This window comes from Bradyrhizobium sp. USDA 4474, from assembly GCF_054057515.1.
Window position 1 is genome coordinate 3,214,879 of the sequence record NZ_JBSRZJ010000002.1, and the last position, 13,779, is coordinate 3,228,657.

Annotated in this window: 16 protein-coding genes; 11 read left to right on the forward strand and 5 right to left on the reverse strand. The window is 65.7% G+C overall.

All coding sequences use genetic code 11. The features are described from left to right. The first annotated feature begins 81 nt into the window (after positions 1-81). Genes ACVW16_RS17040 through ACVW16_RS17050 form a run of 3 tightly spaced genes read left to right on the forward strand, consistent with a single transcriptional unit; the run spans position 82 to position 1,597 of the window. On the forward strand, positions 82-813 hold the full coding sequence (locus tag ACVW16_RS17040) for a heme ABC transporter permease (protein ID WP_456700309.1): 732 nt from the start codon (positions 82-84) through the stop codon (positions 811-813). Further along, a complete protein-coding gene (gene ccmD, locus ACVW16_RS17045) occupies positions 810-1,007 on the forward strand; it encodes a heme exporter protein CcmD (protein ID WP_456736890.1) in 198 nt (65 codons plus the stop codon). Before ACVW16_RS17040 ends, ccmD begins: the two co-directional genes overlap by 4 nt. Next, positions 1,004-1,597, forward strand: coding sequence for a DsbE family thiol:disulfide interchange protein (locus ACVW16_RS17050; protein WP_456700311.1), 594 nt, complete (start codon positions 1,004-1,006; stop codon positions 1,595-1,597). The genes ccmD and ACVW16_RS17050 overlap by 4 nt, the downstream gene beginning before the upstream one ends. Positions 1,598-1,732: 135 nt before the next feature. Here ACVW16_RS17050 and ACVW16_RS17055 read toward each other — a convergent pair whose 3' ends face one another. Further along, positions 1,733-2,335 carry a septation protein A gene (locus tag ACVW16_RS17055; RefSeq protein WP_092233955.1) on the reverse strand — a complete coding sequence of 201 codons (603 nt, stop codon included), beginning with the start codon at positions 2,333-2,335 and terminating at the stop codon, positions 1,733-1,735. 3 nt (positions 2,336-2,338) lie between these two features. After that, complete coding sequence (gene ftsY, locus ACVW16_RS17060) at positions 2,339-3,286, reverse strand: signal recognition particle-docking protein FtsY (RefSeq protein ID WP_456700312.1); 948 nt, start codon at positions 3,284-3,286, stop codon at positions 2,339-2,341. A 61-nt stretch (positions 3,287-3,347) separates the two neighbouring features. Between ftsY and ACVW16_RS17065 the strand changes: the two genes are divergently transcribed. Continuing rightward, positions 3,348-4,049 carry an RluA family pseudouridine synthase gene (locus ACVW16_RS17065; RefSeq protein WP_456736889.1) on the forward strand — a complete coding sequence of 234 codons (702 nt, stop codon included), beginning with the start codon at positions 3,348-3,350 and terminating at the stop codon, positions 4,047-4,049. 100 nt (positions 4,050-4,149) lie between these two features. Continuing rightward, positions 4,150-5,259, forward strand: coding sequence for a DUF2336 domain-containing protein (locus ACVW16_RS17070; RefSeq protein ID WP_456736888.1), 1,110 nt, complete (start codon positions 4,150-4,152; stop codon positions 5,257-5,259). A 3-nt stretch (positions 5,260-5,262) separates the two neighbouring features. Here ACVW16_RS17070 and mtaB read toward each other — a convergent pair whose 3' ends face one another. Both mtaB and dapF read right to left on the reverse strand, forming a co-directional pair. After that, on the reverse strand, positions 5,263-6,516 hold the full coding sequence (mtaB, locus tag ACVW16_RS17075; protein WP_456736887.1) for a tRNA (N(6)-L-threonylcarbamoyladenosine(37)-C(2))-methylthiotransferase MtaB: 1,254 nt from the start codon (positions 6,514-6,516) through the stop codon (positions 5,263-5,265). Continuing rightward, positions 6,516-7,391, reverse strand: a complete 876-nt coding sequence (gene dapF / locus ACVW16_RS17080; protein ID WP_456700316.1) for a diaminopimelate epimerase — start codon at positions 7,389-7,391, stop codon at positions 6,516-6,518. The genes mtaB and dapF overlap by 1 nt, the downstream gene beginning before the upstream one ends. A gap of 220 nt (positions 7,392-7,611) precedes the next feature. Between dapF and ACVW16_RS17085 the strand changes: the two genes are divergently transcribed. After that, positions 7,612-8,349 carry a GyrI-like domain-containing protein gene (locus tag ACVW16_RS17085; RefSeq protein WP_456736886.1) on the forward strand — a complete coding sequence of 246 codons (738 nt, stop codon included), beginning with the start codon at positions 7,612-7,614 and terminating at the stop codon, positions 8,347-8,349. Between the two features lie 5 nt (positions 8,350-8,354). Further along, positions 8,355-9,059, forward strand: a complete 705-nt coding sequence (locus tag ACVW16_RS17090; RefSeq protein ID WP_456736885.1) for an SIMPL domain-containing protein — start codon at positions 8,355-8,357, stop codon at positions 9,057-9,059. A 15-nt stretch (positions 9,060-9,074) separates the two neighbouring features. Here ACVW16_RS17090 and ACVW16_RS17095 read toward each other — a convergent pair whose 3' ends face one another. Then, complete coding sequence (locus ACVW16_RS17095) at positions 9,075-10,052, reverse strand: MBL fold metallo-hydrolase (protein WP_456736884.1); 978 nt, start codon at positions 10,050-10,052, stop codon at positions 9,075-9,077. Positions 10,053-10,451: 399 nt separating this feature from the next. On the opposite strand from ACVW16_RS17095, the gene ffh reads away from it, so the two are divergent. The 4 genes from ffh to trmD all read left to right on the forward strand — a co-directional run bounded on the left by ffh (position 10,452) and on the right by trmD (position 13,750). Further along, positions 10,452-11,999 (forward strand): signal recognition particle protein, encoded by a 1,548-nt coding sequence (ffh, locus tag ACVW16_RS17100; protein WP_456700319.1) that lies wholly within the window; start codon positions 10,452-10,454, stop codon positions 11,997-11,999. A gap of 86 nt (positions 12,000-12,085) precedes the next feature. Then, the gene (gene rpsP, locus ACVW16_RS17105; protein WP_014438992.1) at positions 12,086-12,418 is read left to right on the forward strand and encodes a 30S ribosomal protein S16; all 333 of its coding nucleotides are present in this window, start codon (positions 12,086-12,088) and stop codon (positions 12,416-12,418) included. Between the two features lie 9 nt (positions 12,419-12,427). Next, a complete protein-coding gene (gene rimM, locus ACVW16_RS17110) occupies positions 12,428-12,961 on the forward strand; it encodes a ribosome maturation factor RimM (protein ID WP_456700320.1) in 534 nt (177 codons plus the stop codon). A 33-nt stretch (positions 12,962-12,994) separates the two neighbouring features. Next, the gene (gene trmD, locus ACVW16_RS17115; RefSeq protein ID WP_456736883.1) at positions 12,995-13,750 is read left to right on the forward strand and encodes a tRNA (guanosine(37)-N1)-methyltransferase TrmD; all 756 of its coding nucleotides are present in this window, start codon (positions 12,995-12,997) and stop codon (positions 13,748-13,750) included. Positions 13,751-13,779 lie beyond the last annotated feature (29 nt).

Below are 13,779 nucleotides of genomic sequence, written 5' to 3' on the forward strand. Positions count from 1 at the left end.
GATTGTCTTGACCCCGATCAACTTTCGCTGCGCGCTTTCATGCTGATTGCGTGAGCGCCGACCTGTGATTATCAGAACACCATGTCGCTGATCGACCTCGCCAACCCCACCAGGTTCCTCGCGCTCTCGGCGCGGGTGCTGCCATGGCTCGTGGCCGCGACAATCATCCTGCTCGCGATCGGACTCTATCAATCGGCCACCGCGCCTGATGACTATCAGCAGGGCGCGACCGTGAAGATCATGTTCATCCACGTGCCCAATGCGTGGCTGTCGATGTTCGTCTGGGGCGTGATGAGTGTGGCTTCGCTCGGCACGCTGGTGTGGCGGCATCCGCTCGCCGACGTCGCCGCGAAAGCCGCCGCACCGATCGGCGCCGCGTTCACCTTCCTCGCGCTGCTCACGGGCTCGCTGTGGGGCAGGCCGATGTGGGGCACCTATTGGGAATGGGATGCTCGGCTGACATCGGTGCTGATCCTGTTCCTGATGTATCTCGGCCTGATGGCGCTGTGGCGCGCGGTGGAAGATCCCTCGCGCGCAGCGCGTGCTGCCGCCGTGCTGACGCTGGTCGGCGCACTCAATCTTCCGATCATCAAGTTCTCGGTCGACTGGTGGAACACGCTGCACCAGCCGGCCTCGGTGATGCGCATGGGCGGCTCGACGCTCGACAAGGCGTTCCTGATTCCGTTGCTGGTGATGGCGGGCGCGTTCACGCTGCTGTTCGTCACGCTGCACCTGGCTGCGATGCGGAACGAGATCTTGCGCCGGCGCGTCCGCTCGCTGCAGATCATGCAGGCAGGTCGGAAGGCAGCATGATGATGTCGCTTGGCCCCTACGCGCCCTTCATCGTGACCTCCTATGCCGCCGCCGCCATCGTGGTCGCGCTCCTGATCGGCTGGGTCGTGATCGACTATCGCAACCAGACGCAGCGCTTGCGCGAGCTCGAGCGCAGCGGCGTCTCCCGCCGCTCCGGCCGCAGCGCGATCGACACACCAAGAACGACGACATGAGCGATCAATCGACCCCCGCACCTGCGTCGCGCCGCACCTTCCTGATGGTGCTGCCGCTGCTCGCCTTCACCGCCCTTGCCGTGCTGTTCTGGTTTCGGCTCGGCGGCGGCGATCCGTCGCGGATCCCCTCCGCGCTGATCGGCCATCCCGCGCCGCAGACCACGCTGCCGCCGCTGGAGGGATTGCAGGCCGACAGCACGCGAGTGCCGGGCCTCGATCCTGCCGCGTTCAAGGGCAAGGTCAGCCTCGTCAATGTCTGGGCCTCCTGGTGCGTGCCGTGCCACGAGGAGGCGCCGCTGCTGACAGAGCTCGCCAGGGACAAGCGCTTCCAGATCGTCGGCATCAACTACAAGGACGCGCCCGACAATGCGCGCCGCTTCCTCGGCCGCTACGGCAACCCGTTCAGCCGGGTCGGCACGGACGCCAACGGCCGTGCCTCGATCGAATGGGGCGTCTACGGCGTGCCGGAGACGTTCGTCGTCGACCCCGAAGGCACCATCGTCTACAAGCTGGTCGGCCCGATCACGCCGGAGAATTTCCGCACCGTGCTGCTGCCGCAGATGGAGAAGGCGTTGAAGGCGGGGTCTTAGCCAAGACCGTCATTGCGAGCGCAGCGAAGCAATCCAGACTGCATCTGCGGAAGGACTCTGGATTGCTCCGTCGCCAGCGCAAAATTGCGTTCGCAATTTTGTCGCGGGCTCCTCGCAATGACGAGCTGAGACAGCTCACCCCTTCCGCACGTCGCCCGCCTCGGCCTCGCTGGTCTCCAGCGACACCGGCTCGACGCCATAGCGCTTGGTCAGCGGCATCTGGGCGATGGCGAAGATCATGGTCAGCGGCGTGACGCCGAACACCTTGAAGTTGACCCAGAAGTCCGTGCTCTGGGTGCGCCAGACCACCTCGTTCAGCACCGCCAGTCCCGCGAAGAACAGCGCCCAGCGCAGGGTCAGAATGCGCCAGCCCTGCGGCGTCAGATTGAACATCTGGTCGAACATCACGGCGATGAAGGAGCGGCCGAACAACAGGCCGCCGCCGAGGATCGCGGCGAACAGGCCGTAGATGATGGTCGGCTTGACCTTGATGAAGGTTTCGTCGTGCAGCACCAGGGTCAGCGTGCCGAACACCAGCACGATCACGCCCGTCACGATCGCCATGATCGGGATGTGGCGCGTCACCACATAGGAAGCGATCATCGCCGCCACGATCGCGACCATGAAGGCACCGGTGGCGGCGAACAGGTTGAACTTCGCATTGACGAAGAAGAACACGAGCAGCGGCCCGAGCTCGGTCGCAAGCTTGAACAGCGGATGCGGCTGGGTCTTGTCCATTCTCTAACTTTCGATTCCGGCAATGGCGCGGGCGAAATCGCGCGCGGTGAAGGCTGCGAGATCATCGACGCCTTCGCCGACGCCGATGAAATGCACCGGCAGTTTGAATTTCTCCGCGAGCGCCACCAGAATGCCGCCGCGGGCAGTGCCGTCGAGCTTGGTCATCACCAGCCCGGTGACGCCGGCGGTGCGATGGAAGGCCTCGACCTGCGACAGCGCGTTCTGGCCGACGGTGGCATCCAGCACGAGCAGCACCGCATGCGGCGCCGAAGCGTCGACCTTTCGGATGACGCGCACGACCTTCTCGAGCTCGTTCATCAGCTCGGCCTTGTTCTGCAAGCGGCCCGCGGTGTCGATCAGGAGCACGTCGATCGCCTGCTCTTTCGCCGCGGTCAGCGCATTGAAGGCGAGGCTCGCGGAGTCGGAGCCCTGCGCGCCCGCGATGACGGGCGTCTTGGTGCGCTCGCCCCAGACCTTGAGCTGCTCGATGGCTGCTGCGCGAAACGTGTCTCCGGCGGCCAGCATCACCTTGCGGCCTTCGGAAGCAAATTTTTGTGAGAGTTTTCCGATTGTCGTGGTCTTGCCGGAGCCGTTGACGCCCACGACCAGGATGACGAATGGCTTTTTCGCCGTATCGATCACGAGCGGCAGCGCCACCGGGGCCAGCACCTTCTCGACCTCGGCGGCGACCACGTCCTTGACCTCGTCAGCCGAGATCGCCTTGTCATAGCGCCCTGTGCCCACCGCATCCGCGATCCGCACCGCGACCGAGGTGCCGAGATCGGCGCGCAGCAGCACGTCCTCGATGTCGTCGAGCATGGCGCGGTCGAGCTTGCGCTTGGTGACGAGGTCGGCAACCGCGGTCCCAAGCGAGGACGAGGTGCGCTTCAGTCCGTTGGACAGGCGGCGCCACCAGCTCAGCTTGGGGGGATCTGACGTGGTATCGTTCATGGTGGCGGTGTGTTAGCCGTTCCCGCTGTTAAACGAAAGTGTTGAGCCGAAGGTCCTGCAATTGCTCGATGTTCCCCAATTGACCGCAGACGAGATTTTAGGCCGCGTGCTCCATCGCGACGGCCTGATGCTGGTCATCAACAAGCCGGCCGGCCTGCCGGTGCACCGCGGCCCCAAGGGCGGGCCCAATCTGGAAGACTCTTTCGACGCGCTACGGTTCGGCCTGCCGAGGCCTCCGGTGCTGGCCCACCGGCTGGACAAGGACACCTCCGGCTGCCTCGTGCTCGGCCGCCATCGGAAAGCCACCGCCTCGCTCGGCCTCCTGTTCAAGCATGGCAAGATCGGCAAGACCTACTGGACCGTGGTCGAGGGCGGGCCTGCCGAAGACGAAGGCACCATCGACATGCCCCTCGGCCGCCTCAATGCCGAACGCGGCTGGTGGCAGAAGCCCGACCCGGAGGGGCAGAAGGCGATCACCAACTGGAAGGTGATGGGCCGGGGCGAGGGGTTCGCCTGGCTCGCCATGGAACCGATGACCGGCCGGACCCATCAATTGCGGGTGCATTCGTCGGCGACCGGCTGGCCGATCTTCGGCGACAACATCTACGGCAACGGCCCGCGCTTCGGCGAGCCGAAGCTGCACCTGCATTCCCGCGAGATCGTGGTGCCGATCTCCCGGAACAAGGAGCCGGTCCGCGTGGTCGCGCCGGCCCCGCCCCACATGCACGAGAAGCTCCGCGCCTGCGGCTGGAACGGGGAATAGCGGCTTCCGGGGCATGGTTTACGAAACGTTCAGTGCTCGTTGGTAATGATGGCGATTGCTTAGAACAAGCCTCCCATCCGCTCAGGACGAGCAACGCGTCATGTCCACCGCCCAGCCATCGATCGTCGACGAGGTCGAATCCGCGATCCGGACCGGCTCGGCGGAAAAGGGCATGGAGACGGCCCGGCGCGTCACCGACCTGTTCCTCTCCTCCGCCGGCAGCTTCAACGACGAGCAGATCGCGCTGTTCGACGATGTGCTCGAGCGCCTGATCGGCACCATCGAGTTGCGCGCCATCGCCGATGTGGCAGCGCGCGTTGCGCTCGCCGAAATCAGCGCCCAGCTTGCGCCGATCGCGCAAGCGCCGCCCTCCGTGATCCGTCGCCTCGCCAGCAATGACGAGATCCGTATCGCGGGCCCCGTGCTGCAGGAATCCGCGCGCCTCGACGATGACGAGCTGGTGAGGATCGCCTCCAGCAAGGGTGAACCGCACCTGCTCGCGGTCGCCGGCCGGTGGTGGCTGAAGGAGATCGTCACCGACGCGCTGCTGGCGCGGCGCTACCCCAGCGTCAGCCGGCGCCTCGCCGCCAATCCCGGCGCGCGCATGTCCGGAAAGGGATTCACGGTCATCGTCGGGCAGGCCGAGAGCGATCCCGAACTCGCGGTCAGCATCGGCGTCCGCGTCGACCTGCCGTCGGATCTGCGCCGGCGCTTGCTGCGTTCCGCAACTGATGCCGTTCGCACCCGCCTGCTGTCGCGCGCACCGCCCGATCTGTTCGAGGAAATCCAGAGCGCGATTGCCGCCGTCACCGTCGGCGTCGAGCGCGAGATGTCGGGCGTGCGCGATTTCGAAGGCGCCAAGCGCGCGATTGCCCATCTCAAGGCGACCGGCCAGCTCAACGAGGCGACGCTGCTGAACTTCGCGCGACAGCGGCGCTACGAAGAAGCCGTGGCCGCACTGGCGGCATTGTCCGGATCAACGGTCGAGGTGATTCGTCCGCTGATGCAGAGCCTGCGCGAAGACGGCCTGCTGGTGCCGTGCAAGGCCGCACAACTAAGCTGGGAAACCACCATCGCCGTGCTCGAAAGCCGCTTTGCCGGCGGGGCGATGAAGCCGGCGGATCTTGCAAGGGCGAAAAGCAATTTTGCCCGCATGTCCCCGGAGAACGCCCGGCGCACGCTGCGCTTTTGGCAGGTGCGGGCGTCGTAGGCGCTATGCCGTCAGCCGCTCGCCGTCGTTGCCCGTGATCGTCAGCGGCACGACGCTGCCGACGCGCTCGCCCGCAATCGCCACCGGCAGGTAATGCTCGGTGCGCCCCTGCCCGCTGCTCTCAATCAGCACATTGCGCGTCGCGCCGGTCTCCGCGCTCAGCCGCTGCCGCAACCCTGCCTCGCCCGCTGCGCGCAGCCGCTTCGCGCGTTCCTTGATCGCACCACCCGCAACCTGCGGCATCTTCGCGGCGGGGGTGCCGGGGCGCGGCGAATACGGGAAGACGTGCAGGAAGGTCAGGCCGCATTCCTCGACCAGATCGAGCGAGCGCGAGAACATGGCCTCGGTCTCGGTCGGGAAGCCCGCGATGATATCGGCGCCGAAAACGATGTCCGGACGCAGGCGGCGCACCTGATCGCAGAACGCAATCGCATCCTGCCGCGAATGCCGCCGCTTCATGCGCTTCAGGATCATGTCATCGCCTGATTGTAGCGACAGATGCAGATGCGGCATCAGCCTGATATCGTCGGCGATGGCATCGAGCAGATCGTTATCCGCCTCGATCGAATCGATCGAGGAGATGCGCAGGCGCTTCAGTTCCGGCACATGCCGCAATATCTGCTTGGTCAACAGGCCGAGCTTCGGCGCGCCCGGCAGGTCGGTGCCGTAGCTGGTGAGATCGACGCCGGTCAGCACGATCTCCGCACCACCGCGCCCAACCAAAGCGCGCACCTGATCGACCACCGCGCCCATCGGAACCGAGCGCGAATTGCCGCGGCCATAGGGGATGATGCAGAAAGTACAACGATGGTCGCAGCCGTTCTGCACCTGCACGAACACGCGCGGCATGCCGCTCGCGTAGCCGTCGATCAGATGCGGCGCCATTTCCCCGACCGCCATGATGTCGCTGACGGCGATCTTCTCGCTGGCGCCGAGGTCGAAAGCATCGCGCGCCGCGCGCCAGGCTTCGCCCCGCATCTTGTCGTCATTGCCGACGACGCGATCGACCTCGGTCATCCCGGCGAACATCGCGCTTTGCGTCTGCGCCGCACAGCCGGTGACCACAATGCGCGCCGAGGGGCGCTCACGCTTCAATTTGCGGATCGTCTGCCGCGCCTGCGCCACCGCCTCGTTGGTGACGGCGCAGCTGTTGATGACGATGGTATCGGTCAGACCCGCGCCCTCCGCCCTGCTGCGGATCACCTCGGCCTCGAAGGCGTTGAGGCGGCAGCCAAAGGTGACGATGTCGACGGCCATCAGCCTGCTGGCGCGAACAGCGCCGGATCGAAATTGCCCTCGTATTCGAAGGTCGCGGTGCCCGTCATGAGCACATGATCGTCGCGCTCGCGCCATTCGATGCCGAGCTTGCCGCCGGGCAGCGTCATCGCGACCTTTCTCCCGGTACGCTTCAGCCGCGCCGCCGCGACTGCGGTCGCGCAAGCCGCCGAACCGCAGGCCCTGGTGAGCCCGGCGCCGCGCTCCCAGGTGCGCATGGTGATGTGCTCGCGATCGACGATATGAGCGAGCGTGATGTTGGCGCGGTCGGGGAAGATCGGATGATTTTCCAGCAGCGGGCCAAAACGCTCGAGATCATAGGCGTTGACGTCGTCGACCCAGAAGATCGCGTGCGGATTGCCCATGCTGACCACGGACGGCGAATGCAGGATCGGGTTATCGATCGGCCCGATCTGCAATTCGATGTACCGGGTATCGCGAAACTCTTCCGCCAGCGGAATGTCCTGCCAGCCGAACTTCGGCGCGCCCATGTCGACGGTGTAGAGGTCGGGCGCCGGACCCTGCCAGGCATTGAGCAGGCCGGCCGCGGTCTCGAACGTTGCGGTGGCCTGGCCGCTCTTCTCGAAGATGCGGCGCACCACGCAGCGCATGCCGTTGCCGCAGGCGCCGGCCTCCGAGCCGTCACTGTTGTAGATGCTGATGAAAGCTTCGGTGCCGTCGAGCCGCGGCTTCTGCAGCACCATGAGCTGGTCATAGGGCACGCCGCCTTGTGCGGATGCCACCGCGCGGGCGTCGTCGGGCGTGACCTTGCCCGCGGAATCGCGCATGTCGACAACGACGATCTCGTTGCCGATGCCGTTCATCTTGGCAAATGCGTGGTTGGCCAGGGCGCTCATGAAAATTCCCGAATTTCGCCTGCCTTATATGGCGATCCTTGGCCGTCTGGCCAGTGGTTTGCGATCCAAAGGCCTGGACCTCTGCCATGACGCATCTGTCATGGGACGAACTTGACGCCCGCGTGTTAGAACGGCGCAGTTCGCGCGACCAGGGAGGCGCGGCCGGGATTTGGGCCTTGGTGGGCAAGGTCTTGATACGGAAGCTGTTGGGGAGAATAGAATGTTCGGGTTTCGTCGTCTCGCTTTGGCCGCGCTGATCCCGGCAGCGGCCTTGTCCCTTGGCCTCTCCGGTGCTCTGGCGCAGACCCCGAGCCCGGCGCCCGCCGCATCGGTAAGCCCCTCGCCGGCCCCATCCGCCACGCCCTCACCAGCCGCAAGCGCCTCGCCGGCGCCCGCAGCAACTCCCGCGCCCGCCCCCTCGCCTGCGGCCAGCGCGTCACCGAGCCCGGCGACACCGCCGCCCGCCGCGGCTGCCACGCCCGCGCCGGTGCAAACAGCCGATCCCTTTGGCCAGGAGACCATGCTCGAGGCCAGGAAAGTCCTGATGGTCAAGGGCACCGCCAATTGGGACACGGCCTTCGACACCCTGGTCGACGCCTTCAAATCGCTGAACGCGGTGCTCGACAAGCAGGGCATCAAGCACGCCGGCAATTCGATGATCGTCTACACCTCGACCGACGACACCGGTTTCACCTTCTTCGCCGAAGTCCCTGTTGACCAGGATCCGAAGAACCTGCCCAAGGACATGAGCATCGGCAAATCGCCTGAGGGCAAGGCGCTGAAATTCGTCCATCGCGGCTCCTACGACAACATGGACAACACCTACGAGGCGATCACCAATCACCTCGACGACAAGAAGCTGGAAGCCAAGGACACGTTCATCGAGGAGTACCTCACCGATCCCCTGAAGACGGCCGAGGACAAGCTCGTGATCAACGTGTTCGTACCGCTGAAGTGAGCCCAATGAAAAAGCCTGCCGCTCTCGCTGCCATTTTCGCTGCCACGATGCTGACAATGCCCGCGCTTGCCGATGATTTCCCGTCCGCCATCTCCGTGAGCGGCGAGGCAACCGTCTCCGCCGCGCCCGATCTCGCGCAGATCGATGCCGGCGTCGCCAATGATGCCAAGTCGGCGAAGGAGGCTTCCGATGCCAACAACGCCGCGATGGGCAAGGTGCTGCTGGCGCTGAAGGGGGCCGGCATCCCCGAGAAGGACTACCAGACCTCGCGCCTTTCGCTGCAGCCGCAATATGCACCGAACCGCTCGAACGGCGCGTCGCCCGTGGTCGGCTTCCGCGCCTCCAACCGCGTCACGGTGAAAATTCGCGACGTGACCAAGGCCGCAGGCATCATCGACATACTGGTCAGCGCCGGCGCCAACGACATCGGCAACATCTCGTTCGAGGTGACGCAGGCGTCAAAACTGCTCGACGACGCCCGCGAGCAGGCGGTGGCAGATGCGCGGCGCAAGGCCGAGATCTACGCCAAGGCGACAGGTGTTACGCTGGGTGCGCCGCTCAGCGTCTCCGAAGGCAGCGCTCCTATGCCATTATTCAAGAGCCGCGTGGCCGTTGCCCCGATGGCGGCGCCTGCCGCCGTCGCACCGGGTGAGGAGACGCTGTCGGTGACGGTCAATGTGAGCTGGTCGATCAAGGCCAAGGATCAATAGTCCCGTGCAGCTGAGCTAAATCTCCACCACCTGCCCCGGCTTCATCGCGACAAACCGCTCCTGCGGAATCTTCGCCGCAGCGAGCGCTTCAACCAACGCCTTCGCCGGCGCATCGATCGCCTCGTCGGTCAGCTGGAACGTGCCGTGGTGGTGGCCCAGTGCTTGCTCTGCCCCGCAATCGGCGAGCGCCTTCACCGCATCTTCCGGGTTCATGTGCTGGTCGCGCATGAACCAGCGCGGTTCGTAGGCGCCGATCGGGAGTATCGCGAGACGTAGCTTCCCATGCTTCTCGGCGACGCGGCGAAAGTGCGTGCCATCACCATAACCCGAATCGCAGACGACGTAGATTTTGCCGGCCGGGGTCTCCAATACAAAACTCGCCCACAGTGCCTTGTTGCGGTCGAACATGCCGCGCGCGGTCCAGTGCCGGGTCGGCACCAGCGTCACCGCAGTGCCGCCCCCGAGATCGACCCGCTCGTGCCAATCGAATGCCTCGGCCTTGATCGTGGAATCCGCGCTCCGCATCGTGACGTCATTGCCGAGCGGGGTGACGACGCGCGGCGCGAAGTTCTTGGCAAGCCGCGACAGCGTCGCGAGGTCCAAATGATCGTAATGGCCGTGCGAGACCAGCACGACGTCGATGGCAGGCAGCTTCTCGAAGGCGATGCCGGGATCGTTGTGCCGCTTCGGCCCGGCAAAACTGACCGGCGACACGCGCATCGACCAGACCGGGTCGACGAGGATGTTGAGGCCGCCGGTCTGGATCAGCCAGCTGGCGTGGCCGACGAAGGAGAGCCGCGCCTTGTCGCCGTCGACCCGCGGCGGCGGGGTATCGGCATGGGGACTGGGCACCCACACCGGCCATTTCGCCCGCTCCCGCGCGCTGAACTGCCAGCGCAGCACCTCGCGCAGCGATTTTGGCGGCGCTCCGTCCGGATCGAAGAAATGCAGGCCGTTGAAATGGTCGGAGGCGGGGCCGTCATAGGTTTTCATGCGAGACATCCAGAGGGGGGCACGCCGACAACGCGCCGGCCCCGGCAAGCAGCCCGAACAGGCGGCGGCGGGCGACCGACACGGGGCGGCTTTCAGGGATGGTTTGGACGAAAAGGCATCCCGGGCTATATGGGCGGGACCGCCCAAAAAAGAACCCGTCGCCGGAAATGCCCGGATTTCAAGACCTTGGCCTGGCAAAGGCGCCTCGTCATCCTAACTTTCCTTGACTTTTGGGCGTGAGCGGCGTTTAACCCCGCCACTTTCTCGGAAAGGCTTTCTTTTCGACCCGCCGCCTGGCCCCGGAGGTCAGAGGTCAACGCCCGACAGCGCTGTGCGCCCTCGGGCGCAAAGGTGTTTGGAAGATCGCCATTCTGGCGAGCAGGACAAGGGACAATTGCATTGTTCGACAATCTGTCGGAACGGCTTGGCGGCATTCTCGATCGTCTGACGGGGCGCGGTGCGCTGACCGAAAAGGACGTCGATGCGGCGATGCGCGAGGTGCGCCGCGCGCTGCTCGAGGCCGACGTTGCGCTCGAGGTCGTGCGCAGCTTCACCGATCGCGTCCGCGAGCAGGCGATCGGCGCCACCGTCGTCAAGTCGGTCACCCCAGGCCAGATGGTGGTCAAGATCGTCCATGACGAGCTGATCAACACGCTCGGCGCCGAAAGCCAGACCATCGACGTCAATTCCGTGCCGCCGGTGCCGATCATGATGGTCGGCCTGCAGGGCTCGGGCAAGACCACCACCACCGCAAAGCTCGCCCGCCGCCTGGTCCAGCGCGACAAGCGCAAGGTGCTGATGGCTTCGCTCGACGTCTACCGTCCGGCGGCGATGGAGCAGCTGGCCGTGCTCGGCCGCGATCTCGAGATTCCGACGCTGCCGATCGTTGCAGGCCAGCAGCCGCCGCAGATCGCGAAGCGCGCGCTGGAAGCGGGCAAGCTCGGCGGCTACGACATCGTGCTGCTCGACACCGCCGGCCGCACCACGCTGGACGAAGAGATGATGGCGGAAGCAGCCGCGATCAAAGCTGCGGCCAATCCGCACGAAGTGCTGCTGGTCGCCGACAGCCTCACCGGTCAGGATGCCGTGAACCTGGCGCGCGCGTTCGATCAGCGCGTCGGCCTCACCGGCATCGTGCTGACGCGCGTGGACGGCGATGGCCGCGGCGGCGCCGCGCTGTCGATGCGCGCCGTCACCGGCAAGCCGATCAAGCTGATCGGCACCGGTGAAAAGACCGACGCGCTGGAAGATTTCCACCCCGATCGTATCGCCGGTCGCATCCTCGGCATGGGCGACGTGGTGTCGCTGGTCGAACGCGCCGCCGCCAATATCGACGCCGAAAAGGCCGCGCGCACCGCCGAGCGCATGCGCAAGGGTCAGTTCGACCTCAACGACATGCGCGAGCAGCTGCTGCAGATGGCGAATATGGGCGGCATCAGCGGCCTGATGGGCATGATGCCCGGCATCGCCAAGATGAAGAACCAGATCGCGGCCGCCGGGATCGACGACAAGATCCTGAAGCGCCAGGTCGCGGTGATCGATTCCATGACGCGCGACGAGCGCCGTCATCCTGATCTGCTCAAGGCCAGCCGCAAGAAGCGTATCGCGGCGGGAAGCGGCCAGAGCGTCGAACAGGTCAACAAGCTCCTGAAGATGCACCGGAACATGGCCGACGTGATGAAGGCCATGGGCTCGGGCAAGCGCGGCCCGCTCGCCGGGATCGCGCAGGCGATGGGCTTTGGCGGCGGCATGAAGATGCCGTCTCCCGAAGAGATGAAAGCGCTTCAGGAAAAGATGCAGAGCGGCGGCGGACAGGGTCTGCCGAGCCTGCCGAAGGATTTGCCGGCTGGTCTTCGCACCGGTCTGCCGAACGTCCCTGGTCTGACCGGACTGAGCGGCAAGCCGACGCTGCCGGGTCTCGGCGGCTTTCCGGGCAAGAAGAAATGAGGCATTCGTCGCACGGGATCGCACCGGTCTCGCGCAGCGCGAAAATACCAATCAACCGAACAAAACGTACTTTGAAGGAGAACTAAATGTCCGTCGTTATCCGGCTCGCCCGCGCAGGCACCAAGAAGCGTCCCGTCTATCACGTCGTCGTCGCCGACTCGCGCTTCCCCCGCGATGGCCGCTTCATCGAGCGCCTCGGCTATTTCAATCCGCTGCTGCCGAAGGACAACGAGACCCGTCTGAAGCTCGACATGGACAAGGTGAAGGCCTGGCTCGCCAAGGGCGCGCAGCCGTCGGACCGCGTCTCCCGCTTCCTCGACGCCGCCGGCGTGAAGAAGCGCGAAGCCCGCAACAACCCCGAGAAGGCCGTGCCGCGCAAGGAGCGCAAGGCGCAGGCCGAAGCCGCCGCGAAGGGCTAAGGCTCAGCCATGTCGGCGCTGATCTGCGTCGCGCGGATCGGCGCCGCGCATGGGGTGCGCGGTGCGGTCAAACTGTGGACCTTCACCGAAGATCCCTTTGCCGTGAAGCGCTACGGTCCGCTTCTCTCCAAGGACGGCAAGCGCCAGTTCGAGCTGGCGCAGGCCCGTGAAGCCAAGGACCATCTGGTCGCGACGTTCAAGGGCGTCACGACCCGCGATGAGGCCGAACGCCTCAACGGCATCGAGCTCTACGTCGCGCGCGAAAAACTGCCCGCGACCGATGAGGATGAATATTACCACGCCGATCTGATCGGGCTCGCCGCCGTCACCATAGACGGCGATGCGCTCGGCCGCGTGCTCGCCATCCATAATTTCGGCGCCGGCGATATCATCGAGATCGCACCGCTGAAGGGCGCGACGATGCTGCTGCCGTTCTCCAACGCCGTGGTGCCGGAGGTCGATATCAAAGGCGGCCGCGTCGTGATCGCGTTGCCGCAGGAGATCGAGGGGGACGGACCCTCCGGTGAAGGCCGGAGCCCATAACCACAGGCCATGGTTTTGGCTAAGCTGACTGAGATGACCAATCCCTGCCCCTGGCGCGCGACGGTACTGACGCTGTTTCCGGAGATGTTTCCGGGGCCGCTCGGCGTGAGTCTCGCGGGCCGGGCGCTGGCCTCCGGCCTCTGGCAGATCGAGGCGCGGGACATCAGGGCTTCCGCCACCGATCGCCACCGCAGCGTCGATGACACCCCGTCCGGCGGCGGCCCGGGCATGGTGCTGCGGGCGGACGTTCTGGCGGCGGCCATCGATGCCGCCGAGATCGGCCCCCGCCGGCCCCGCCTTCTCATGAGCCCGCGCGGTCGGCCATTGACCCAGGCCCGCGTTGCGGAACTCGCCGACGGCCCCGGTCCGCTGATCGTCTGCGGGCGGTTCGAGGGGATCGACCAGCGCGTGATCGACGGACGCGGCCTGGAGGAGGTCTCGATCGGCGATTACGTGCTGTCAGGGGGCGAAATCGCCGCCCTCGCCCTGATCGACGCCTGCGTCCGGCTGCTGCCGGGGGTCATGGGCAAGGAAGCCTCGGGAACCGAGGAGAGTTTTTCGGACGGATTGCTCGAATACCCCCAATACACCCGGCCGCAGCTGTTCGAGGGGGTTCCGATCCCGGAGATCCTGACCTCCGGCGATCATGCCAAGATCGCGGCCTGGCGGCGGGCGCAATCCGAGGCCCTGACAGCGGCGCGGCGGCCCGATTTATGGGCCCAAGTCCCGCCCAAGGCCCCGAATCGGCCGCGCCGCCAAAAAACGCCAAAAAACAAGACAGACGGGTGACAAACGCTCCGGCTTGCCTTATAGGAGCG